The organism is Paraliomyxa miuraensis (genome assembly GCF_026337845.1).
Lineage (GTDB): Bacteria > Myxococcota_A > Polyangia > Nannocystales > Nannocystaceae > Paraliomyxa > Paraliomyxa miuraensis.
The window spans coordinates 494,988-519,406 of the sequence record NZ_JAOVZF010000160.1 but is presented as its reverse complement, the minus strand read 5'-3'; the positions used below and the strand labels follow the sequence as shown (position 1 = coordinate 519,406).

At 70.6% G+C, this 24,419-nt stretch carries 15 protein-coding genes; 5 read left to right on the top strand and 10 right to left on the bottom strand.

Going from position 1 to position 24,419, the window contains the following annotated elements; genetic code table 11:
• Positions 1–45: 45 nt before the first annotated feature.
• The gene (locus tag OEB96_RS35395; RefSeq protein ID WP_266221276.1) at positions 46–3,660 is read left to right on the top strand and encodes a serine/threonine-protein kinase; all 3,615 of its coding nucleotides are present in this window, start codon (positions 46–48) and stop codon (positions 3,658–3,660) included.
• A gap of 54 nt (positions 3,661–3,714) precedes the next feature.
• Here the strand turns inward: OEB96_RS35395 and OEB96_RS35390 are convergent, their stop codons facing one another.
• Positions 3,715–7,041, bottom strand: coding sequence for a zinc dependent phospholipase C family protein (locus tag OEB96_RS35390; protein ID WP_266221275.1), 3,327 nt, complete (start codon positions 7,039–7,041; stop codon positions 3,715–3,717).
• A gap of 474 nt (positions 7,042–7,515) precedes the next feature.
• Here OEB96_RS35390 and OEB96_RS35385 point away from each other — a divergent pair, with 474 nt between their 5' ends.
• Entirely contained in the window at positions 7,516–9,909 is a 2,394-nt protein-coding gene (locus tag OEB96_RS35385) for a metallophosphoesterase family protein (RefSeq protein ID WP_266221274.1), read from the top strand.
• Positions 9,910–9,939: 30 nt separating this feature from the next.
• On the opposite strand, the gene OEB96_RS35380 is transcribed toward OEB96_RS35385, so the two are convergent.
• From OEB96_RS35380 to OEB96_RS35355, 6 genes are all read right to left on the bottom strand, one after another.
• Positions 9,940–10,161, bottom strand: a complete 222-nt coding sequence (locus OEB96_RS35380; protein WP_266221273.1) for a hypothetical protein — start codon at positions 10,159–10,161, stop codon at positions 9,940–9,942.
• Positions 10,162–10,260: 99 nt separating this feature from the next.
• Positions 10,261–10,983, bottom strand: coding sequence for a redoxin domain-containing protein (locus tag OEB96_RS35375; protein WP_266221272.1), 723 nt, complete (start codon positions 10,981–10,983; stop codon positions 10,261–10,263).
• 41 nt (positions 10,984–11,024) lie between these two features.
• A complete protein-coding gene (gene lnt / locus OEB96_RS35370; RefSeq protein ID WP_266221271.1) occupies positions 11,025–12,833 on the bottom strand; it encodes an apolipoprotein N-acyltransferase in 1,809 nt (602 codons plus the stop codon).
• 2 nt (positions 12,834–12,835) lie between these two features.
• A complete protein-coding gene (aspS, locus tag OEB96_RS35365; protein ID WP_266221270.1) occupies positions 12,836–14,680 on the bottom strand; it encodes an aspartate--tRNA ligase in 1,845 nt (614 codons plus the stop codon).
• Positions 14,681–14,754: 74 nt separating this feature from the next.
• A complete protein-coding gene (locus OEB96_RS35360) occupies positions 14,755–15,306 on the bottom strand; it encodes a YaeQ family protein (RefSeq protein WP_266221269.1) in 552 nt (183 codons plus the stop codon).
• Between the two features lie 133 nt (positions 15,307–15,439).
• Positions 15,440–17,011 carry an AAA family ATPase gene (locus OEB96_RS35355; RefSeq protein ID WP_266221268.1) on the bottom strand — a complete coding sequence of 524 codons (1,572 nt, stop codon included), beginning with the start codon at positions 17,009–17,011 and terminating at the stop codon, positions 15,440–15,442.
• A 513-nt stretch (positions 17,012–17,524) separates the two neighbouring features.
• Here OEB96_RS35355 and OEB96_RS35350 point away from each other — a divergent pair.
• Positions 17,525–18,367, top strand: a complete 843-nt coding sequence (locus OEB96_RS35350; protein WP_266221267.1) for a hypothetical protein — start codon at positions 17,525–17,527, stop codon at positions 18,365–18,367.
• Between the two features lie 27 nt (positions 18,368–18,394).
• On the opposite strand, the gene OEB96_RS35345 is transcribed toward OEB96_RS35350, so the two are convergent.
• The 3 genes from OEB96_RS35345 to OEB96_RS35335 all read right to left on the bottom strand — a co-directional run bounded on the left by OEB96_RS35345 (position 18,395) and on the right by OEB96_RS35335 (position 21,334).
• Complete coding sequence (locus OEB96_RS35345; RefSeq protein WP_266221266.1) at positions 18,395–19,444, bottom strand: hypothetical protein; 1,050 nt, start codon at positions 19,442–19,444, stop codon at positions 18,395–18,397.
• A 72-nt stretch (positions 19,445–19,516) separates the two neighbouring features.
• Complete coding sequence (locus OEB96_RS35340; protein WP_266221265.1) at positions 19,517–20,899, bottom strand: CotH kinase family protein; 1,383 nt, start codon at positions 20,897–20,899, stop codon at positions 19,517–19,519.
• Between the two features lie 255 nt (positions 20,900–21,154).
• Complete coding sequence (locus OEB96_RS35335; protein ID WP_266221264.1) at positions 21,155–21,334, bottom strand: hypothetical protein; 180 nt, start codon at positions 21,332–21,334, stop codon at positions 21,155–21,157.
• A gap of 320 nt (positions 21,335–21,654) precedes the next feature.
• Here OEB96_RS35335 and OEB96_RS35330 point away from each other — a divergent pair, with 320 nt between their 5' ends.
• Positions 21,655–22,515 carry a metallophosphoesterase family protein gene (locus OEB96_RS35330; protein WP_266221263.1) on the top strand — a complete coding sequence of 287 codons (861 nt, stop codon included), beginning with the start codon at positions 21,655–21,657 and terminating at the stop codon, positions 22,513–22,515.
• A gap of 41 nt (positions 22,516–22,556) precedes the next feature.
• Positions 22,557–24,320, top strand: a complete 1,764-nt coding sequence (locus tag OEB96_RS35325) for a hypothetical protein (protein ID WP_266221262.1) — start codon at positions 22,557–22,559, stop codon at positions 24,318–24,320.
• Positions 24,321–24,419: the final 99 nt, after the last annotated feature.

Below are 24,419 nucleotides of genomic sequence, written 5' to 3'. Positions count from 1 at the left end.
CCGCGGCTGCCTTGTCGGCAACGCCGACGGCATCGACGAGGACCCATGCAATCGCGACTGTTGCCCGGCCAGCGGATCGGTACCGCCACGATCGAGCGAGCCCTCGGTGAAGGGGGCTTCGCGTGCGTGTACCGGGCCCGCACGGACGCCGGGCTCGTGTGCGCGATCAAGGTCGCCCACGAGGCCACCGAGGCCATGAGCACGGCCGAGCTGGGCCTCTTGCAAAACGAGATCGAGGCCGTGCTGCGGCTGCGCCATCGCAGCCTGGTCAAGACCCATGGCTACGGCTACCTCGACGATGGCCGCCTCTACCTGGTGATGGAGCTGGTCGAGGGCGAGCCGCTCATCGATCACATCGAGCGGCAAGGTCGTCTCGATCCTGCCGAGGCGCTCGCGATGCTCGAGCAGGTCGCGGAGGTCATGGCCTACTGCCACGAGCAGGGGGTGCTGCACCTCGACCTCAAGCCGGACAACATCCTGGTCACCGACCGCCACGGGCCCGCCATCAGGGTGTTGGACTTCGGGGTGGCCCGGCTGGCCCGCGCCAGCCGGGGCGAGCAGCGGGTGATCGCGGGGACTCCCGCCTACATGGCCCCGGAGTGCTTCGGCGACACGGCGCGGCATCCCAGCATGGACGTGTATGCGCTGGGGGTCACCCTGCACGTGATGCTCACCGGCGAGCTCGCCTTTGGCGAGGGAGGCGTGACCACGCAGATCGAGCTCAAGCAGAGCGGCCCGCCGCAGCTGTGCCCCGCCACGTGGGAGAGCGCCCCGCCCGGGCTCGCCGAGCTGCTGCGGGCGACGCTGGCGGTGGTTCCCGAGGAGCGGCCCACCATGGGCGCCATTCGACGCCAGGCGCGGCGCCTCTACTTCTTGGCCCTGGCGGGCGGCCTGTCGCTCGCGGGCGGGTCGGGGCCGGCATCGGGAGGGCTGTCCTCGATCTCGGGCATGAGCGCCGCCGACGGCGGGCTCTCGCAGCCCATTCGCGTGCTCGAGCTCCATGGCCGCGACGCAGAGCTCGAGGCGCTGCGCGGTCGATGGGCCGCGGCGCAGCAGCTCGCCACGGGGGCCACCGTCGTGCTGGGGGCCCAGGGCACGGGCAAGAGCGCGCTCATCGAGCGCTTCCTCGAGGATCACGGCGCCGAGCCTGCGCTCGTCGCCTACGGGCGCTGCCGAGAGTCGGGCGACCTCGTGCCCTTTGGGGTGATCCGCGAGGCGGCGGGGCAGCTCGGCGAGAAGCTGCGGGCGCTGCCCAACTGGCGCCGGTTGGCCCGCTCGCTGCGGCACACGCTGGGCAGCCTCGAGGGCGTGCTGATCTCGCTGGTGCCCGAGGCCCAGCCTCCTGGGGCGCCCGTGGTGAGCCCGCCGCTCAAGCCCGGGGCCGAGGCCGTGGGGCAAGCCGTCGCCACCCTGCTCGACGTGGTCGCGCGCGACCGTCCGGTGGTCCTGGTGGTGGAGGATCTACAGTGGGCGGGCGCGGGGGTGCACGCCGTGCTCGAGCACGTGGCTCGGGCTGCGCTGCCCGGTGTGTTCCTGCTGCTCAGCGCGCGAGAGCGACCGGGGTGGGCCCACGACCAGCACGTGATCGAGCTGGCGAACCTGCGAGCGGCCGACAACGACGCGCTGCTGCGGGCACTGCTGGGTACCGACGATCTGGTGGTGCTGCAGCGGCTCCAGCAGCACGTGCCCGTGCTCGCGGCCGGGATCCCCCTGGCCACGGTGCAGGTGGCCGCCGACCTGCAGATGCAGGGCTGCGTGCGCGTGGGGCCCAGGGGCGGGGTGGAGCTCGACGAGGAGCGCCTGCGGGCCTACGTGCCGCCGGCCAACGTGGCCGAGGTGCTCGAGCGCCGCCTCGAGCGACTCTCGGAACCGTCGCGACGGGTGCTCGCCGCGGGGGCGCTGCAGGGGCGCCGCTTCGAGGTCGACGACTTGCTCGAGATCGGTCCCTTCGAGCCACGAGAGGTTCAGGTCGCCCTCCTCGATGCGCATGCCCTGGGACTCGTGCACGTGGACGGGCGCCACTGCTGGATCGCGCACGACACCCTGGTGGAGCGACTGGCCGGGAGCTGGGCGCCGGAGGAGGCCCGCCAGATCCACGCCCGCATCGCCGATCGCATGGGTCGAACCGCGGGTCCGCCGGGGCCTGCGGCGCACCACCTCGAGCTGGCGGGCAAGACCACCGAGGCGGTGCGGATCCACCTCGCGGCCGCTCGGCACGCCGACGTGCTGCACGATCTCGCCGCCGCGGCCCGACACTTCCGCCGAGTGATCGAGCTGTGCGAGGCGCTGCCGCCCGGCCCGCGTCGGGTCAAGATCGTGCGCGAGGCGATCTTCGAGTACAGCCGCCTCGCCGGCGCCCAGGGGGCCGTGGACGAGGCGTTCACCGTGATCGACCAGGGGGTGGCCGTGCTGGCGCGGCAGGGTCGTGGCGAGGACGAGGACATCGCGATCGACAGCGCGCGAGCCCGGCTGCACTACCTGCGCGGCGAGCTCGGCCCCGCGCTCGAGCTGTCGCGGCGGTGCGTCGAGCGGGCGGGCGACGACCCCTCCGCGCGGCGCTTCGTGGTGTTGCCCGCCAACCTCGTGGGGCGAGCGCTGTACCTGGGCGGGCGCTTTGGGGAGGCCGCCCCCGCGCTCGCCCGTGGTTGCGAGCTGGCGGCCGCCGAGGTCGAGCACGTCGAGCTGTCCCACTCGCTGGGCATGCTGGGGCTGTCATTGGCCCACACGGGGGTGCTCTCCGAGGCGCGGGTCTACCTCGGGCGGTCGGCACGGCTGGCCGACGAGCTGGGCGATCCGGTGCGGCGGCTGGCCGTGCTGTGCTACGAGGCGATCGCGGCCGAGATCACCTACGACTGGACGACGGGGGTGATCCGCAGCGCCGATGCCCTGGCCTTTGCCACCCAACAGGGCATCGACGGCCTCTACCACACCGTCTCGATGATGTTCGCGGGGCGCCACCAGTTCCACGTGGGGCAGCTCAGCCGCGCGCGGCTGCTGCTCGAGCACTCGATCGAGCGCTCGCGTCGGCAAGGACAGCGGCCATGGCGAGGCTGGGCCCACGTGTTCCTGGGCGACGTGGCATTCGTGCAGAACCGCTACGACGAGGCCACCGCGTGCTACGACGAGGGCCTGCGCGTGGGGCACGACGACGAGTACACCCGCGCCCTGGGCCTGCTGGGTCGGGCCCATGTGCGAGCGATCACCGGCGGTGACGCCAAGCGCGTGCACGACGACGCCACCGATGCCCTGCGTCGGCTGGACGCGGTCGACAACCGGTCCAGCCGCCCCCATGCGCTGCTGCGCTACGCCGACGCCGTCGAGTCCCTCGAGGCCCTCGATGGACAACCGCCCGACCAACGGCCCGACCACGGTCAGTCGCTGCGCGGGCGGGCCCAGTCGCTGCGCGGGCAGGCCCAGTCCGCCTTCGAGCGCCTGGGCCTCGAGACGGTCGACTGGTGGCCACAGCCTCCGGCGACCGCCGAGGTCGTCGGCTCGGCGCGCGCCTACTGGCGCTGTCGCGATCGGCCGACGATCCCTCCGCCGGGTCGCCCGGCGATCAGCGAGGCGCTGCTGCGGCGGCTGTCCAGGACGCTGAGCGAGGAGGCCCACACCCTGCGAGGCTTGCCCAATCGGCTGGCCCGGCGGCCACCGGGGGCGTGACGCGCTCGCCCGCTCGGCTCGCCTTGCCCGCGCGTCGATCGGCGCGCACCCACGTCACAGCGCCGGTGGGAACAGCTCGTCGTCGATGAGCGGCGTGCTGCCCACGTTGCCCACCAGCTCGAAGCCGGCGCCTCCCAGCGAGAGCTGGACGTCCACGTCCACGATCTGCTCGGTGCACCGGACGACGATCGCCTGGATCGGCACGTCACCGGCCGGCAGATCCACGCTGGGCTCGTCGGGAGTGGCGTCGGGCCACACGAATCCGTGCACCTCGAGGAACAGGTCGCCCACGTTGCTGCTGCCGACCGCGTCGCCGATGAACGCCCACACCCCGTCCTCGACCGAGTCGTCCTCCTCGCGCATGGAGAAGGCGCCGCCCGGATGATCGATGGTGCCCAGGTAGGTCACGAAGAAGTTGAAGCCGTCCGACAGCTCGGTGCCGCCCAGGCGATCGAAGCCATCCACGTCGATCACCGAGAAGGCGTTGCCGCCCGGGTCGTGCCAGGTCAGCAGCGCCGCGCCGGCCACCACGTCGGTGCCCACGATCTCGGTGCTGTCGCCGTTGGCGAAGTCGAAGATGGCGGGGTATTCGAAGCCGCCGGCACCCGAGTCGCAGAACGCCTGGTCCACCACGCCGCCCACCTCGAACACCCGGACGACCGCGGTCAGCCCATCCTCGGGCGCGGGCCAGGGTCCCTCCTCGAACTCCTCGGTCACGCCGTTGCGAGTGGTGCGCAGGACTCGAGGGCTGCCGTCCACGAGCTCGAGCGTCCAGTCGTCCACGTGCCCGTTGTCGGGGTGCACGGGCCAGCCCTGGGGGCTCGTCACGGTGGTGGTCACCTGCCCCGGCCCACCGGGCACCATCACTCGCATCTCGCGGAGGCGCGCCGGTCCAAAGGGGTTGCGGATCTCCGACCACAGCAGGCTCCCCGTGTCGAACGCCAGCTCGTAGGCTCGCGTGACGCCGTCGCGGGTCTGCTCTCCGTGCCACACGGTGCCGTCGAGGGCGTCCAGCAATTCGTCGGGCGGGTCTTCGGTGGTGTCGGCACCGTCCGACGAGCTCGAGCTCCCGGTCGCTGGCGGGCCTTCGGTGGTGTCCTCGGCGGTGGTGGTCGGCCCCGCGGTGGTTGCGGAACCCTCGGTCTCGGTGCCGGTGTCGCCGGCCGGAGGCTCGTCGCCCCCGCAGCCGGTGGTGGTCACGAACGCGGCCGCCGCGGCGAGCAAGGGGCGCCGCCGCAGACCGAGCAGGCCCATCAGACCCAGCAGGACGAGGCCGCCACCTCGGGGAGCACCACCGCGACAGCCACAGCCACCGCCACCCCCTTCGCCGTCGGCCCCGGCGCCCGTCCCATCGAGCCCCGTGCCGCCGGTGCCCGCCGTCGCGTCGTCACCGGTGCCCGCATCCATCGTCCCGCCCGACTCGTCCTCGCCCTCGGGCGGCGCGGGCAAGCCCGGGATCTGCAGGCCGTCGCACTGCGCCGGCTCGGCCGACAGCATCGGAGGATACGCGCGGCTGAGCGAGCCCACCGGATCGGCGAGCAACGACTCGAGCGAGGTGATCGCACAGCTGGCCACCGAAGGCGCGTCGGCAAACGCGGACAGCGAGCCGTCGTGGCACTCCACCGGGCTGTCCGACGGGGGCTGGGCCACGTAGTCGGTGTCGCCCAGGCGCACCGACATGCTGCCCGCCACGTCGATCCCCAGCGGGAAGATCACCTCCGAGAGATGCTCGCAGGCGCCGGCCTGCATCCAGGCGGGCGTATACGAGGCATCGAACGAGCCCGGGCCCACCCCGTCGATCGGCAGCACCGCCTCGTGGCTGGCCATGGTGGCCGCTGCGATGTTGAACGAGTGCGCATAGAGCCCGCTGTCGTAGAAGTGATCGAGCAGCGTGCCGCCCAGGCCCGGCGGTGCCGCGGCCTCCAGGCGGCCCTGGTACTCCGCCTCCACCGCGTCCTTCGCCGCGACGTAGGCGTCCGCCAGGTCGCCCAGGAACACCTCGGCCTGGGCGATGAACGCGTCGTGGATGGCCTCGCGAATGGGGGCGATGAACGGCTGGAACACGGCCTCGATGATCCCCGCCAGGTTCACGTCGACCCCGACCGCCTGCATCGCGGTGTCGAGCTCGATGATCCACTCGGGGATCACCGCATGCACCAGGGTGTCGTAGTCGATGGTGGCCACGTCGTCGGACCACTGGAGCAACGGCTCGAACAGCCCCTCGACCTCCGCGCGCGAGAAGCCCAGGCCGCTGTCGGTCCCGGTCAGCGGCTCGTTGAGCTTGGCCGAGATGTTGGCCACGGTGGCCATGTACGCCGGGTGGAACGCGTCGAGCTCGAGGCGCAGCTCGTCCGCGATCTTGTCGAACGCCGGCGGCAGCTCTTGCCCACCCGCCGAGAAGCGCGGGGCCAGCAGGCCCACGTAGGTGAAGTAGGTGGCGTAGAGGGTCGCGCACGTCACCGTGCATGCGGTGTCGTCGTCCTCGGTGCCCAGCATGCCATCGGGGCCGGCCGTGACCAGCAGCTGTGCACCATCGGCGGTGGTGGGGTCCTGCATGTCGGCGATGGCCTGCTGCAGCGCTGCACGCTGATCGTCGATGACCTGCTCGACCTCGGCCAGGTAGACCGGCGACAGCACCAGGTGGTCGGCCGGAGCCACGTCCATCGCAGCCACCACCGTGGGCAGCGAGGCACCCGGCATGGCTGCGCGCGCGGCCTCGTACTCCTCGAGCGCGTGTGCAGCCACGAGCTGCCACAGCGGGCTGTCCTCGCTGAGGTAGGTGCGGAGCACGAAGTCGGTCGGAATCAGGTGCAAGAGCGCGCCGGTGTCGAAGGCCTCGGGGTCCGCGGCATGGGCCGCGTTCTGGATCGCCGACTCGGCCAGGATGTGGCGCACCACGTTGTCGAACGCCGACTCGCGATCGGCCGTCAGCGGGGTGAGGGTGAAGGTCTCCCCGCTCATGAAGTTGACGTAGTGGTGGGCCAGCGCATCGGTGGCCCCGTGGAGGAAGCAGCCGAGCGCGTACGCACGCTCCGCCCCCGTGAGCGCCGCCTGGTACAGCAGCTCGCACTGATCGTAGGGGCGCTGACCCAGCGCGTGCGAGGGATCGGTCATGCCGGGAAACACCATGTTGTCGGGGCCGATCGCCCCCGCGCGGAACTCGAGCGGGTGGTCGCGCAGCGCCTCGAAGTCCTCCTGGGTCAGCACCACCGCGTGCTCGCCCATGCGCAGCGGGATCGTGCCGTCGTCGGCCTCGATGAGCGCCTCGCGGAGCTGGTTGGCGATCATGATGTGCACGCGCGTGGAGTAGGCGTGCGCGCGTCCGGGCAGCAGCGGGAGCACCAAGGCGAGCAACGAGACCAAGAGCAGGGACCTACGCATGACACTGGCAGGATATCAGCCGCGGTTCGGGCTCGGGGCGTGGGATTGCGCCGCGGCCGGGCACGATGGGCGGCGATCCACGACGGCGGACGTGCGCGCTCGCACTCGTGGTCGACTGGGGGAGTGGTGGTGATCACCCACCGGTGCATCCCCGAGCATCGTGTCGATCGGGACGGAGGGGTGGACCGAGGGGCGGACGGAGGGATGGACCGAGGCTCGGCGCCCCGACGTGGCCGGAGGACCCCGCGCAGCGAGGCTCGAGGCCGCGCCGTGCAAGGCGCCGTCGTCGGTGCATGGCTCGCCGGCATCGCGCCCGATCCAGGGTCGTGCACCCCGACTTCGCGGTGACCGAGTGCATCGGGTCCTCGATGGGACTCGACGACGACGGTCCTTCACGGCGGCGACCGCGAGGCCGCTCTCGTTCGCAGTCCGGTCCCAATGGGTCCGCTTTGGCGAGCTACCTTCGAACTTCGTATGTACGTGCTGCACGTCTCCGATTTGCATACCAAGGAGAGGAGGCTGAGGGATGTCTGGCAGCAGGTCGACGCTGCGCTGCGGGAGCGCGACGTGTCGCTCGATGCGGTGATCGTGAGCGGAGACCTCACGGCGCGCGCGAGCGAGGCCGAGTACGACGAGCTCTACGAGACCACGTGCCGCTTCGTCCTGCCGCTGGTCGATGGCGATCCCGGTCGCGTGGTGTTCGTGCCGGGCAACCACGACGTCAGCTGGAGCATCGACTCGGCCGAACCCGTGCGCATGACCGGTCCCGCTCGCGTGGATGCCATGACATGGGCGCGCTGGCGCACCGATCCCGCCCGCGGTCGCTTGCGCCTCGACATCGACGAGCACACCGGACACACCCAGTGGCTGCTGCGCGCCGACGGGCCTCGCTATCACCTCCGCTTCGAGCCGCTGCAGCGGTTCCTGGCGCGGTTCTACGACGACGGGCGCGCGCTCGAGGCTCACGGCGGTCGCATGTTCCAGCTGCTGAGCTCCGACGATCAGCACTGGTCGGCGCACGTGCTCCCGGGCGGGCGAGCCGCCGTGTTCGGCTTCAACTCCTGCGCCCGCAACGACCGCTGCTGGTCCGGGGCCGAGATCGCCGAGTCGGCGATCACCGCCGCCCGGGAGCTCATCGACGCGCGCGGGCTCGAGTCACGGCTGCTCGTCGCCGTGTGGCATCACGGCCTGACCGGATCGCCGCATCGTCCCGATCGCTTGCGGCCGCGAGACCTCGAGCGCCTGCGCAACGCCGGCTTTCGCGTGGGCTTTCATGGGCACACCCACCGCGAGGAGTCCCATGTGACGCGGGACCTCGTGCACGGCATGGTCGTCGTCTCGACCGGCTCGGTGGGCGCGCCGGCCGAGGACCGAGACGGCGTGGGCAACCAATACTCGCTGGTGTTCCTGTCGCCGCGTCGGATCCGCGTCGATCTGTTCGAGGCCAAGAGCGCCCAGTACGAGCACCGGCGCACGCGGGTGCTCGACGTCGCGGAGGCCGAGCACGCCGAACGAGGCGGCGTCGAGGCCCGCGTGCGGGCCCGTGTGCACCGCCGTCGCTGGCGGCTCGAGCCCAACGGGGTGGCCACGATCGACGTGTCGCTCGAGGGCCTGACCAATCTCGGCGAGGTCCCCATGGCCTCGCTCGAGCCCCCGTTCTGCAACGTGGAGGTGTTGCGCGGCGATCTGTCGATGGATGACGACGACGGTCGAACGATGCTGATCTGGCATCGAACCAGCGCGGCCTCCACCACCCACGAGGCTCGCTTTCGCCTGTCCAACGCGGTGGCGCTGTCCCGGGCCGAGCTGCAGCGCCTCGAGAGCCGCAGCGACGTGTATCCGCAGCTTCGCGAGGGATGCGAGGTGGTGCTGCACACCGTGCGCTTCGACTGTGATCGGCTGCTGCTGCGTGCCGACTTCTCGCGCACCGCGACCCGCCTGGTCTCCGTGGCGCCGTTCGTCCAGCGCATGGAGGAGCGCGCGGGGTGCCGCCGGTGGCGGCGCCAGCCGATCGAGGAGGCGGCGCTCCGCACGTTCATCACCGTCGACCGCGAGCGCACGGGCGCCGAGCTCTCGGTCGACGGGCCGTTGGTCGGCTGGCGATATGGCCTCGAGCTCCAGCTGTGGCCGCTCGGGCACGCAATCCCGCACGAGGCCTGTCGGTTGGCGCGAACCCTGCTGCGGCAGTGCTTGCGCCGCCAAGACACCGGTGATGCGCCGCGAGCCGTACTCGGGCGGCACCTCGCGGAGGCGTTCGAGGTGGCGTGGCAGGCCGTGCGGCCGAGCCAAGCTCTCCTCGGGCCGCTGTTCGGGCCGCGTGCGACCTGGGGAGGCTACCTGTGGGACGACCTCGGGCGACGCCTGGTCCCCACCTTCGGCGCCCTGCTGCCCGCGACGTGGGGCGAGTCGTTCTGCTGCGGGCGCGGGGTGGTCGGCCACGCGTTTCGCTTTGGCGAGCCGGCGTTTTGGTGGAAGGATGCGCGCGACGTCAGCCGGGTGATCCACCGGGCTCGCCCGCCGGCGTTGCCCCATGTCGACCACGAGCCGCGCTGGATCGCCGCATTTCCGCTGCGGCTCTACCAGCACGATCTGGCGATCGGCGTGGTGGCGGTCGGCATCGAGGCCGACGTCACTCCGCTCGAGCAGGCCATCGTCCGCGACGTGGAGGAGGAGTGCCGCGCCGCCTCGACCTCGCCCCGTCGCGACAGCCGGGCGGAGCTGCTGGCCCAGCTCGACTGGAGCCTCAACGCCGGCTTCTGGTCCGCTGCGATCGAGATCTTCGAGGCCGGCTCACCCGAGCACCGCCTGGCGGCCGAGGTCGCCAAGCGCCTCGCAGAGCTGGCCAGTGCCGCCTCGACTCACGGGTGACGACCGGCTCGTGCCGGCCCGGGCTGGTGATCACCCGCGATGAGGGTCGAGCTCGGGGTTGGCCTCGAGCACGCGACCGAGCTTGTCGCGGAGCATCCGGCTCATTGCGTCGTTGGGCGGGCGTAGCTCGCCCAGCACCACGTCGCATCGAGCGAGCGGCTCGTCCTCGTCTCCCCCGTTTGGGTCTGCGCTCGCGGAGGGCGGAAGGGGGTGGCGGTGGAACATCGAGGGGGCCTTGGGGCGGCGCGGCATGAGCGAGAGCGGGGAGCGGGGCCAACGGGAGGCTAGCACGCGATGGCCGAGGGCTCGGCGCCGCACCGAGCCCCATGGGCCGCGAGTCGTCGCCCGGGCTCATCCCTTGGCGTACTTCACCGAGCACCCGTAGGCCGGCGTCTCGGCCGTTCCCACCGGGGTCCCCGCCCGCAGCTCGGCGAGCGCAGCGGCGAGGTGGTTGACCGGCTCGCCGCCTTCGTTGGGCTCGCCCATCGGTGCGTTGTCGATCGCACCCCGGTAGACGAGCGTGCCGGCCTCGTCGATGAGGAACATGTGCGGCGTCTTCTCGGCGCCGTAGGTGTGGCCGACCGTGCCGTCCTCGTCGAGCAGCACCGGGTGCGTCATGCCGAACCTGGTGATGCCCTCGCGGCTGGCCTCGACCCCGTGCCCCTGCTTGCCCGGCGCGCCCGAGTTGATCGCCAGCCACACCACGCCCTGGGCGATTTCCTTGGCGGCCATGTCCACCAGCGGACCCTTGGTGTGCGCATGGTCGACGAACGGGCACTGCGGGTTCCACCACTCCAGCACCACCGTCTTGCCGCGGTAGTCGGCCAGGTGGTGCGCCTTGCCGTCGAGATCGGTCAGGGTGAAGTCGGGTGCCGGCTGACCGATCGCAGCGCTGGTCTCCGGGACGGGTGCCTTGGCGGCCGGCTCGGCGGGTCGATCCTGCTCCTTGGCATCCCCCTTGGCATCCCCCTTGGCTTGCTTGGCGTCGCCGGGGGCCTCCGCCTTGGGCTCGTTCTTGTCGCACGCGGCGAAGGTCAGACAAAGCGCGAGGGGGAGCAGGATGCGAGGCGTCATGGCGGGCTGGAGCCTACCGCGAGGCGGCGGCGCTTGGCGCGTCAGTCGTTGGCGTCCGTCTTCGGCTCGGCGGCTGCCTCGGCTGGGATCTCGGCCAGGGCCTCGGCCGGCGTCTCGGATGGCGTCTCGGCCAGAGGCTTGGCCAGGGCCTCGGCCAGGGCCTCGGTCGGCGGGGCCAGTCCTCGCCGCCGCCAGCCGATCACCAGCAGACCCAGTCCCATCAGCACGTTGAACAGCTCGCCCGTCAGCCCGTAGAGCGTGCGCGCGTCGGGGTCCATCATGGGGACCATGGCCAGCACCCCATCGGCCTCCTGCGGCCCCTCCACGTCGGGGTCGGTCACCTCCGTCTTGGCCACCGCCCGCCCGGTGGGATCGATGTACGTGCTGATCCCCGTGTTGACCGCCCGCACCATGCCCTTGCGGTGCTCGACCGTGCGGAACACCGCCAGGCCCAGGTGCTGGGACGGCTCGTGCGTCTTGCCGAACCACGCGTCGTTGGTCAGGTTGACGAACACGTGCACGCCCTCGCCCGCGGCCTGTCGCACGAACCGCGGCAGGATGTCCTCGTAGCAGATGAACGGCCCCAGCCGCCACGTGCCGCTCTGGGTCTCCACCGTCAGCACGTCCGGCCCCTTGCCCTGGGCGATGTGGGCCGCGTTGGGGATCTGCGACAGGTACCACTCCACCAGGAACGGGATCGGGAAGTACTCGCCGAACGCCAGCCGGTAGACCTTGTCGTACATCCCGGCGATCCGTCCCTGCCCGTCGATGAGCAGCGCCGTGTTGTACGGATAGTTCCCGTTCCCGATGAGCGGTCGACCGTCGGGGCCTCGCGGCGTGGTGACCGTGCCGACCACCACCGGGATCGTGAACTCCTGCTGGATCTTGCGCGGGTTGCCGGGCGGGAGATCGGTCGTGCTGTCGCGGAAGAACTGCCGCCCGTAGGGATAGGCGGTCTCGCCCCACACCGCCAGCTCGGCCCCCTGCGCCTGGAAGCGAGCCGTCAGCGCCTGCTGTCGCCTCAGGATCGGCTGCTTCTCCTCCTTGCGACGCATCTGGAAGATGCTGAAGTTGCCCTGGATCGCCGCAATCCCGAGCGTGGGCGCGGCCTCCATCTGGGCCTCCACCTGCGCGATGCGGATCGCCCCGTAGCTCGGAATCCCCACGATCCACGCCAGCGCAATCGCGGCCGACCTGCGATCGAACCGGCGCTCGTCGAGCCAGGTTGCCAGCGTGCGGTAGAGCGCGGCGTTGAGCGCCACCATGGTGCCGCTGACCATCGTCACCCCGCCCAGCTCCGCCGTCTGGATCCAAAGCGGCTGCCAGCACCAGCCCAGCGCCATGTAGATCGGGAACAGGTTGGGCAGGGCGGCCTCCATCACCACCCAGGCCATGGGGGCGACCACGAGCAGCGACGCGCCGCGCTGGCGCATCCACGCGATCACGTAGGCCGAGAGCCCCCAGATGAGCCCGTGCCACGCCGAGAAGATCGAGGCCACGATGAACGCCACCGGCATCGGCAGCATCGCGAACTTGGTCAGGAGGTTCGTCATCCAAAAGAACCCCCAAAGCACCGTCAGCGTGCCCGTCAGCCACCCGTAGCGCATCGCCTGGCGCGGCGTGCAGCCCTCGATGGCCCACAAGTACGGCACCCAGGCGACCATGCCCAGCCACCACAGGTCGTAGTCGGGGCAGCACAGCACCATCCCCACCGTCGACAGCAGGGCGGCGGCGGTGCGCTGCCGCGGGGTACGGGAGGCCGAGGCCGGCGAGGCCCGCCCTCCCGTGGTGGAGGGGGCCTTGGGGGGCACCTCGGTGGTCGGCTCTGGTTCTTCGCTGGCGGCGGCCATGGTCAGTCGCCCGAAGCACCCTCGTCGGTACCCCCGTCGGTACCACCGTCGGCTTTGGGCAGCGGGCGGTGGCGGATGTACAGCTCGTCCAGCTGAGGTTCGTCCGCCGGGGTGGGGCAGCCGGTCAAGAGGTCCTGGCCGCGCTGCGTCTTGGGGAAGGCAATCACGTCCCGCAGGCTGTCGGCGCCGCACAAGAGCATGGCGATGCGGTCGACCCCCAGCGCGATCCCACCGTGCGGCGGGGGGCCGTAGCGGAACGCCTCGAGCAGGAACCCGAACTTGGCCCGGGCCTCCTCGTCGGTCAGGCCCAGCGCCTCGAACACCCTGGCCTGCACGTCCGAGCGATGGATCCGGATCGAGCCGCCGCCGATCTCGTTGCCGTTCAGCACCAGGTCATAGGCCTGCGCGCGCACCTTGCCCGGGTCGGAGGTCAAGCTCTCCAGGTGCTCGGGCCGCGGCGAGGTGAACGGGTGATGCGACGACACCCACTGTCCCTTCTCGCTGCGCTCGAACAGCGGAAAGTCGGTGACCCACAAGAAGCGCCAGGGCTCGGGGTTGTCCTTCAGCAGCTCGAGGCGATCACGAAGGTGCAGGCGCAGGGTGCCGAGCACCGTGTGCACCGTCTTCCACTCGTCGGCGATGAACAGCATCAAGGAGCCCGGCGTGCCGCCGAGCGCCGCCGTGATGGCCGCCTGGGCCGGGGCCGCGACGTTCTTGGCGAACGGCGCCTCCCACGAGCCGTCGTCCTTGATCCGCACCCAGGCCAGGCCCTTGGCCCCGCCGTTCTCGCGCTTCTTGACGAAGTCGGTGAGCTTGTCGAGCTGGTTGCGGCCCAGGCCCGCCGCCTCGTTCGGCGGGATGCACAGGCCCTTGACGCACGGCGCCGCCTCGAACACCCGGAAGCCGCAGTCGCGGCTCGCCTCCGTCGCATCGCGCAGCTCGAGCCCGAAGCGCATGTCGGGCTTGTCGGAGCCGAAGCGGCCCATCGCCTCGTCCCACGTCAGGCGCAGGAACGGGGCCTTCAGCTCCACCCCCAGGATCTCCTGCCACAGGTTCGTCATGAGCCGCTCCATCGGCTCGAACACCCGCTGCGGGGTGGCGAACGACAGCTCCACGTCGATCTGGGTGAACTCGGGCTGTCGGTCGTTGCGCAGGTCTTCGTCGCGGAAGCAGCGGGTGATCTGGAAGTACTTGTCGAACCCCGAGACCATGAACAGCTGCTTGTAGATCTGGGGCGACTCCGCCAGCGCGTAGAACGACCCCGGGTGCAGCCGGCTGGGCACCAGGAAGTTGCGTGCTCCGCCCGGGGTGTACTTGACCATGTAGGGCGTCTCGAGCTCGTAGAAGCCCGCGTCGACCATGGTGCGGCGCGTGATGTACGACAGCTTGGCCCGCACCGCGAAGTTCTTCTGGAACGAGGGCCGGCGCAGGTCGAGGTAGCGGTAGCGCAGGCGCACGTTCTCGTTGGTCTCGAGGCGCTCGTCGTCGGCGATCGAGAACGGCGGGGTCTCCGAGGTCGAGAAGATCTCGAGCGCATCGACCTCGACCTCGATGGCCCCCGTGGCCATGTTGGTGTTCTCGTTGTCGCCCCGGTCGACCACCGTGCCCGCCACGCCGATGCAGAACTCGCTGCGCAGGCCCTCGGCCGTCGCGTGGGCGGTGGCGTCGAGATCGGGCCCGAACGCCACCTGGGTGATGCCCTCGCGATCGCGCAGATCCACGAAGATCCGCCCGCCGTGATCGCGGCGGCGGTGGACCCAACCAAAGAGGACGACGCGCGACCCCACGTGCTCGCGCCGCAGCGCGTGGCAGGAGTGGGTGCGACCGGTCTCGAGCAGAGTGGCCATGGCCGGGGAGACTAGCAGCGAGGGGGTGGGGGGCAATAGGTGGCTGGAATCGTTGGGGATCGGGCGGTCGAGGATCACCCCGGCCAAGTCAGCCGCTCCACCGTCCCAAAGAGCGAATCCCCCTCGGTCCCTTCGATGTCCAGGTAGAGCGTCCGCTCGGTGATCGACAGCGACCATGCATTGCGCCGCGCCAGGCGGTCGGCCAGCGCGTCCACGAAGTCGCGATCGATGCGATGGAGCGCGATCGTCTCGCTGCGGTGCACGTCGTGCCCCGCGAGCCCGCGCAGCCAGGCCTCGGCGTCCTTGTGGCAGTACACCGCCACCCGATCGGCCGCCTTGCTCGCCCGGTGCAGGCGCGCGGCGTCCGGCGTGCCGACCTCGATCCACGCGCGCAGCCGGCCGCTGGCGTCGCGGATCACCAACGCCGGCTCGTCGGCGCTGGCCAGCCCGGGCGTCAGCTCGATGCCCTCGGCGTGCTCGAGCGCATACGCCAGCACGCGCGTCACCAGGTACACCGCGGTCTCCGAGGGATGCCGGGCCACCTTGAACGAGAGCGTCTGGTAGATCCCTCGATCGACGTCGGAGAGCTGGAACTCGAAGCCGACCACCGTGGAGCCCTGGGCCATGGGGGGCATGCTGCCATGGCGGCACCGGGCGCGCGCCGGGCCCGGTCGTGATGGCCGAGGAATGGCCCAGGCGGTGGCCATCGAGCGTCTGCGACCTGGTTCACGGTTCCCCGAGTCGCTCGCGCCCTCCGCCTCAGCACCCGACCACGTGCACCCGCTTGCCGCGGTGCTCCACCTCGCGGTTGGTCAGCCGTTCGTCCCAACCGTGCTCTGGGCTCGTGGTCGAGCGCGGGTCGAACATCACCAGCCACCCTTCATCCAGCCCCAGTCGATCGAGGTAGTCCGCCACCTGGTCGAGCGCGCGCTCCTCGGTGACCGTCCCGCGCCGGATCTTCACCTCGATTGCATGCCGCTGTCCTCGCCACTCCACCACCAGATCCAGCGCCCGTCGCCCCAGCCCATACTCGCGCTGGATCCTCCCCCCACCGTTGACCACCCGCTGCAGGAACGCCATGAGCATCAGGTGCGGCCCGGCCTCGCGGTAGCCAAAGCCCTCGGCGGCCAAGTGCCCGTCCTCGCGCCAGAACACCTGCCAGTCGGCCATCAGCCTGGGCAGGTCGAGCGAGCCATCGGGGCGCACGAAGGCGGCGGGCTCCAGGAAGATCTGCCCCTGGCGTACGAAGGTGAGCGCGCGCGGGATGACCTCCCGGTAGATGGCGTTGGCGATGACCCACTGGCCTCGCTCGAGGCGCACCAGGCCCAGGCCGAGCACGTAGGTGAAGTCGTCGTCGAGGGTGTCGCCCCCGACGGAGCCGCCCGTGAGCATCGGCGCGATCACCCGCCGCACCCGATCCTCCCGCAGCCGCGCCACCAGCGAGTCGATGTGGGTGCGCCGCTCGAGGATGATCGTCTCCTTGGCGGCCTCGACGTGCTCGGCCGTGATCTCCACCGCACGGTCCCCGACGTCGCGGCGCACGATCTGATCGGCCAGCGCATTGGTCAACCAGGGATGCCCGCCGCCCAGCTCCCAGATCCGCACCACCGCCGCGGTCGAGAACCGCTGCCCGGTGACCGCGGTGTGCTGCTGCAAGAGCTCGCCCACCTCGGCCTGCGTGAACGGCCCGAGCGTGGTGGCCTCGGCGGTGATGTTGAACGGCGACGTCGTGCCCAGCCACGCCACGCTCCTGCGGTCCTCCTCGCGCAGCGCGTAGTCCCGCACCTGTCGCTGCCCCACCAGCACGACGCTCGCAGGGAAGGGCACCTTGCTGCGCTCGATGTAGCCATGGCGGAGCTGGGTGAGGAACGAGACCATGGCCTCGCCGACCAGGCCGTCGGCCTCGTCGAGCAAGAGCACCAGCGGACGCGAGGTCGCGGCGGCGAGCTGGGTGAGGAACGCCAGCAGCGCCCCGTCGGGCTTGGCCAACATGGCATCGAGCTCGGCGCTCGATGGACGGGGCAGCCGGGGGTGACGCCATGCGAGCGCACGATCGAAGGCCGCGAGGATCGCCGTCATGGCCCGAGCCACGTCGGGCTTCTCCCGCGCCGTCTCGAGATCGACCCATAGCGCATGCCACTGCCCGCTGGCATCGAGGTGCTCGGCCAGCCACATCGCGCTGGTGGTCTTGCCGGTCTGGCGCCCCGCGTGCAGCGTGAAGTAGCGCCGACCCTCGATGAGCGCGAGCACCGGCCCGAGCCTCCGCTCGGGGGGCAGCATGTAGTGCTCACCGGGGATGCACGGGCCGGAGGTGTTGAAGAACGGGAGCATGGCAAGGACTCCGAGCGCACCGAGGCTAGCACCACGCCCGCACGGCGCGCATGGCGGGGCACGCGGGCCTCTCGGGGCCGATCGAATGGATCGGGACTCCGTGCGCCGACCCTCCCGAGGCCACCCGACCGGATCGGGGATCCACCCGCCAACCCTCCCGAGGCCGACCGACCGGATCGGACACCCGCCCGCGGACCCTCCGGAGGCCGAGGGATCGAACGGCGCATCCATCCGCCGACCCTCCGCAGGCCGACCGACGGAGCCAGGGAATCCATTCGCCAGCCCCCGAAGGCCGCCGCCCGCATGCTGCGCATGCGAGCTCACCCCCACCACCCCCATCCGCCCACCCCCGCACGCGTCCACCCGCGCTCCCCGGAATCGACCACCGAACCACCGTCACTCATCGCTTCACCCACGCGACCGTCCCCATTCGAACCACCACCGCGCTCGAGCACCCAATCTCCCGATCTTCGCGCTGGCGCTTCCCTCGCTCCCCCCGTATTCCGACCCCGGATGTCCGGTCCCCCGCCCCTCGAGCTCGCCGCCTACGTCACCGCTCCCCGCCTCTCGGTGTCCTCCGCCGTGGCGCTGGGCATCGCCTTGCTCGCGGCCTCGCCCAAGCCCAGGCCCCAGGCCGTGCATCGAGCGGCCAGCCGCCTGCGCGAGGCGGTGGTGGAGCTGCAGCAGCAGTGGCGGCAGCACGCCGACTCGGCCCGGGGTCTGGCCATCGATCCTCGCAACATCGACACCCGCGTCGATCGTGCCTTCCGTGCGCTGGCGATCAGCCTCGAGGCGATCGCGATCCTCCCCCCCGACGCCGGCCCCGACGTCGAGACGGCCAGGAATGCCCAGCGTCGCCTGTTTCCCGAGGGCACGCGCTTCCTCAACCTTCCCTATGCACAGCAGTGGGCCCACTGCGATCGCATGCTGTCCACCCTCGCCGAGGACGAGGCGCTGCGCGCCGACGTCGAGCGGCTCGTGCACACGTCCATCCTCACCGAGGCACGCTCGGCGATGGAGGCCTACGGCGTGGCCCTGGGGATCACCAAGGCCCGCCCGAGCTCCGCCCCCGTCTCGCTCGCGGGCCCGCTCGACGCGGTCCGCAGCGCGATCGTGGCCTACGCCCTGCAGCTGGTCGCCATGCAGAGCGACGACCCCTCGCGCTTGCCCACGGCCCGCCGGGCGCTCGCCCCCATCGACGAGCTGCGCGCCGCCCAGGCGCGGCGAGGGCAGGGCCGTGATGCCTCCTCCGCGGAGCCGCCGGGCGGGGATGATGCCGACGCGGGCACCGTCACCCCCGAGACCCCGATCCCCGCCGTCGACGACGCCCCCGAGACCACCCACGCGGTCGGTTGATCGCCGCCCTCTCGGTCGCGACCCCCATCATCCCGCCGGCGGCGGCAGCGAGTCGCACGAGGTCTGGATCAGCGCCAGCGCATCCGCCAGCGGCTGCGCCAGATCCCCCTGGCAGATGTCCCCCATCAGCCCGTTGGCCACGAGCCCCGTGAACTCGTGCAGCAGCGGCGCGGGCGAGGCCGAGCCGAACGCCGAGTTGCAGCCCATGTTCTGCGGCCCGGCGATCGTCACCACCACGTAGCGCTCCTCTCCGCCCACGAAGCCGTCGAGCGCCGCCTTCGTGCTCGCCGGCACGGTGGTCGTGTACGCGGCATCGTCGTCCTCGTCGGTCAGCAGCACGATCACCAGGAGCGCATCGTCCCCGCGGTAGAACCCCTCGTTGACCCCGCCGACCGCCGACTCGTCGACGAAGTACTCGATCGCATCGAGCGGCCGCTCGTGTCCGAAGTCCGTGCAGCTCATGCAGTCCGACCTCGGGTTGGGCGCCAGGCAGTTGAAGTTCGTCACGATGTCGGGGTCGGGCCCGTCGAGCCACGGCGTGGCCCCGGTGCCGCAGTCGTTCATGGCGCTGCCGTCGAACAGCTCGCCGTCGAGCCCCATCGTCGACTGATCGGTGCCGTTGTCCACGATCGACGAGTTGGTCACCCCCAGCCGATACGCCGTGGCATTGGAGGTGGGATCGGCGATGTAGTCCTCGAGCACCTGCACGAACGAGGGAAAGTTCGCGGCGAGGTTGGCCTTCTCCTGCAGCATCGACGCCGAGATGTCGACCACGAACAGCACGTCGATGAACGTGCACCCGTCGCTCATGGTCCCGGGCAGATCGGGCGAGCCCACGTCGAGCTTGATCCCGCCGTCCTCCGCCGTCGACTCCCCCGAGGCGCCCGCCGTCTCCGTGGCCATCGGCCCGTCGCTGGCGGTGCCGTCGACCGCGACCGTCGTCCCCGAGCTCGTCCCTGGCAGGGTCGTGTCGGTGGCAGGCGCCGTGTCGAAGGGATTGGTCGGGGTCTCGTCCCCCGGACAGCCCAGCAGCATCACACCCACGGCCGCGGTCGGGATCACTCGCTCGAGCTTCATCGCCATCCTCCACGCGCAGGGCCACGGCCCCGCGCGTGCGCACGCATGGTAGCGGAAGTTCGCGCTCGGGGTCTACGGCACGCAGACCCCGGTCCCGTCGTTCATCCCACCCCCCTGCCAGCAGGCCAGCCACGCCTCCAGGAACGCGTGGCGGCCGAGGACGTACTCGCGCAGCTCCTCGAGCTTGTCGTAGTAGAGCTCGTCGTCGTAGGGCTTGTTGACGTCCTCGAGCACCGCCTGCTCGATCTGCGCCGACCACTGGTCGATCCACTCCAGCATCGGATCGGGCTCGTAGCCGTCGTGCACGATCTCGTCGATGATCTCGATGTAGCGCTGGAACCACATCGGGTCCGACAGGGCCAGGTCGAAGAACGGGCGCCCGTGGGTGGTGGGCTTCTCCCACGTGACCGGATCGGGGTTGGTGGGATACTCGCCGTCGGGTGGATCGTTGAAGTACTCGAACGAGCTGTCGAGGTCCCAGGGCAAGAGCATGAACTTGCCCCGCTCGGGATCATCATAGTAGTAGCCGTTGAGGCCGCCTGCCCATGCGCCGTCGCTGTGGGGAACCACCGCCTCGGCGGCGAAGGTGCGCAGCGCCTGCTCGAGGTCGAGGTATGCATCGAGCTCGGCCAGCGTGGTGGCATCCCTCATCGCATCGAGCCGCGCATCGTCGGTGGCGCCCTCGTTGGTCTTGAGCTCCCAGTTGGCTCGCTTCCACAGGTCGCCGGTGGGATCCTCCATGGTGCGCTGCAAGAACACGTCGTCGAGCTTCTCGACGTTGGTGAAGATCCCGTAGTACTCGCCGTTGACCATCAGGCGCGCGTTGTTGGCACAGGGCGCCCGCACCCCCACCTTGCGCATGAACGCCAGCCCCAGGCGATCGCGCAGGAGGTGCCGATTGTAGGTGTGGGCGTCGAGCGCCAGCTTGCGCAGGCCCAGCATGCGTCCGTCGGGATCGATCTGGTCGAACGCGATCTGGAACTGCATCTTGTCTCCGGGCCATGGATCCCAGTAGGTCGCATTGCCGCGCAGGCGGATCCGGGCGTCGTGGATCACGACGTCGCCATAGCGAAACTCGAGCAGCGAGTGGTAGACCTTGGGGTCCTGCCCCGCGTCCTCGATCGCCTGCCCGTGGTCCCACTCCCACTGCAGCTGCTCCCACACCGCCGGGTGCACCGTCACCTCGAACGTGGGCAGGTGATCCTGGGCGTAGATGGCATGACAGCCCTCCTCGTCGGGAGCCGGCACGTCATCGTTGGGATCGGGAGGCGCGCCGGTGGTGTCATCGGCGTCGGTGGTGGGGCTGGGATTCGATCCGCCCGAGCCATCCCCCGTACCCGTGGTGTCGGCGGCGCCGCTCGACGCTGCCGTCGCGGCTCCATCGGCTCCTCCTTCCGTGTCCGAACCGCCCGGATCTACGGTCGGATCCCCGGGCGGAGCCGAGGTGCACGCCATCACCAATCCCCACAACGACCATGACCAACGACTCGATCCTCGCATCGTCCTCCAGATCGGCGGCGCCATGAGTGGTAGGCGTCCGCCCGTCGGACAACCTATGACGCTTCCTCGCCGTTGCATGGCGATCGCGATCGATCGTCGGCGATCTCGGACGCTGGCCAGCGCTCCGGGCCGATGCCGGGGGATCCGACCGGGAACTCCGGGTGGGAGATCGGAGCACGAGATCCGACCACGGCCGGCTCCAGCCTCGCGCTAGCGGGCCGGACAGGGCTCGTCGCCTGCGGCGATCGTGCCGGTCATCATCTGCAGCAGTCGGTCGAGGGGCCCCACCGGTGCCGGGGTCTGCTCGGTGGTCGAGCGGCCGAACCACTCGACCTCGTCGAGCTCCAGGGCGAGCGTCTCGATGGTCTCGGGGGTCGCATCACGGTCCATGCCCTACTCGACAGCAACCCCGGTGCCAGGGCCACGCCGTCGTGATCTCGGGTAGTTGCACGTGAGCAAGGGCCCCAGTGGTGCGGCAGGTTGCCTCGTCCGGGGGCGACGGCCGTCGCCATTGGCTACGGTCGTTGCCTCCGTGACGCCCCGGTGACGGCGTCGGGTCGCGCCGAACGCCCCTTTGCGGCGCCACCTCCAGAATTGGAGCGCTTTTTGCGCGAAAGTGAAGGCCGTGCTTTCCTGGGGCCGTAAAGGCGGTGACCCTCTGTACCCCGCACGCGGTCCTGCTAAAAACGCCCCCGCACGACACCCGCCCGATGTCGCTTCGCTTCTTGCATACCTCGGACATCCACCTGCTGGATCTCACCGGGGTGTCCCCATGGCGCTACCTCAACAAGCGCATGACGGGACGCATGAACATCATGCTCAAGCGCTCGCGCTCGCATGATGGTCGACTGTTCCGGGCGATGCTCGACATGGTGCCCGCGCTCGGGGTCGATCGCGTGGTGGTGACCGGCGATCTGACCAACCTCTCCCTCGAGCCCGAATTCGACCTGGTGCAGCGCACCCTGCGAGCGGCGCCGGTCCCGGTCACCGTGATCCCCGGCAACCACGACACCTATACCCGGGGCAGCGTCCGCTCCGGCCGCTTCGAGTCGTACCTGGCCGAGTTCATGGATGGCGAGCGGATCGGCCGTGCGACCTATCCCTTCGTGCAGCGCCATGGCGACGTGGCCCTCATCGGCGTCTCCACGGCCATCGCCAGCTTGCCCTTGTATGCGGTGGGTCAGGTGGGCGCCGATCAGCTCACGCGGCTCGAGACCATCCTCCAGCGCACGGCCGAGGAGGGGCTGACGCGGGTGGTGCTCATCCACCACCCGGTGGTCGACGGGGTGTCGGGCGCACGCCATGGCTTGCTCGATCTCGAGGCGTTCTCGCGGGTCGTCGCTCGCCATGGCGCCGAGCTGGTGCTCCACGGGCACGAGCACGTCACCATCGAGACCGAGCTACGCGGACCCAAGGGCTCGGTCCCCATCCACGGAATTTCCTCGGGCACCAGCGTGTCCAAAAAACCCGGTCGTCAGGCGTGCTTCTCCGTCTACCACGCGACCGCCGATCACATTCGACGAGACCTGTACACATGGAACGGCAGCGAGTTTCAAGCACGACACGACTGAACAACCCCTCGGATCGGCGCCGAGACGGGACTCCACGCGGGATGAGGACCCGGGCCATCGGCCTGCTCGCCCGCCTAGGCCTGGGCATGGGCCTGGGACTGGCCGTGGGCTGCTCGAGCCCGCTGGACAAGGCGCAGACCGCATGGGCCGAGGGCGAGGGTGACTTCGCCGTGGCCGAGCCCTACTACAAGGAAGCGATTGCCAAGGGCGACGACGAGTCCGAGTACGCGGCCGAGGAGCTGTACGAGATCTACTTGCAGCTCGCCAACCTCAACAAGAAGGACCACCCCAAGGATGCCGAGGTGCAGTATCGAGGCGCGCTGGCACTCCAGCCCGACAGCGTCGAGGGCCGCACCGGCCTCATTCGCCTGCTCATCACCCTCTATCGCTACGAGGAGGCCTACAACCTCGCGTACGAGGGCGTGAGCTCGGGCAAGTGTCCCAGCTGCAAGCCGCTGCTGGCCCGGATGCTGATCGAGGGCGGCGACCAGCGCACCGAGGCCGAGGACTGGGCGGGAGCCGAGGCCTCGTATGCGGCCGCGATGGACCTGCTCCCCGATGCGGCCGTGGCGATGGGCCTGGCCCGCTCGCGCACCGCCCAGGGCAAGGTCAAGGAGGCGGCCGAGTCGCTCGAGCAGGCCGCCGGCATGATCGACCAGAACGACATCGAGGGCCGCCGTCGCTTCCTCGAGCTGCGTCGGGAGGTGGTGATGGCCGCGCTCGGGGCCGGCGAGGCCATGCTCGCCGACAAGGTGCTCGACGTGGCCCCCAAGGGGGTGACCGCCACCGACCAGCTCGGGCTCGCCGTCGAGGTCTCGATGGAGCTGACCAAGGTCGGCAAGGCCGACGAGGCGCTGTCGCGCATGCAGGCGTTCGCGCAGGCGGCCGAGGCGGGGCGGCTGGCGCTGTCCGACGAGCAAAAGGGCGAGCTGCTCGTTCGCACCGCGTTGCTGTTCGGCGCGCGCGCCAACCAAAAGCTGGCCGCGGGCGATGCCGCGGGGGCACGGGCGGACATCGACGAGGGGCTCAAGCTCGTCGCCGGCGAGCCCACCCTCACCATGCAAAAGGCCATCACCTTCGGCACCGAGGGCAAGATCGCCGACGCCCGCAAGGAGCTCGGGGCCCTGTCTCCCCGCACGCCCGGCTACCGTACCGTCGACGCGATCCTCTACGCGATGGAGGTCGACAAGCTGGTCGAGTCGGGCAAGCTGAGCCAGGCGGCCGACTACGTCGAGTTCGGCAAGAAGGCCGATCCCGAGAACCTCGAGATCCACGTGGCCGCCGCCCAGGTGCTCATGCTCACCGAGTGGGACGGCGACATGCTCAAGAAGGAAGCCAAGGAGATGCGCAAGCTCGGCATCGTCCCGTTCCCGAAGGGCAAGCACCGTCCCGTGCGCGCGGCCGAGGCCCTCGCGGAGCTCTCGTGGGCCCGCAAGGGGCTCGAGGCCCAGGACAAGCTGTTCCCGTTCCGCGATCCCAACCTGCCGGCGCGGCTCGACGCGACCGAGGCCAAGGTCAAGGCGTTCTTTCCGTTCAAGGTCGAGCACGTGGCCGAGGACAAGGCCGTCCTCGTGATCAACAACGCCGGCAACGGGCCGATCGAGCTGCTGGTCGAGGGTCGACGGTTCTTCCGCAAGAAGAAGAAGCTCCAGCCCCTCGACGCGATCGAGGTCGAGATGAACAAGCCCGGGCTCACCGTGTTCACGCTCACCGTGGGCGACACCGAGACCCAGGCGATGTTCGTGGCCGAGCCCCATACCAAGGTGGAGATCGCGCTGCCGCTGGCCGACGCCAAGCCCAAGTGACCGGCGAAGGCTCTGGAGGTGGGAACTTTGCGCATCATGTGGTCCACCTCGCAGGTCGGTCGCCAGGGGTCCCGCCGAGCCCCGGCGGGCCTGAACCCT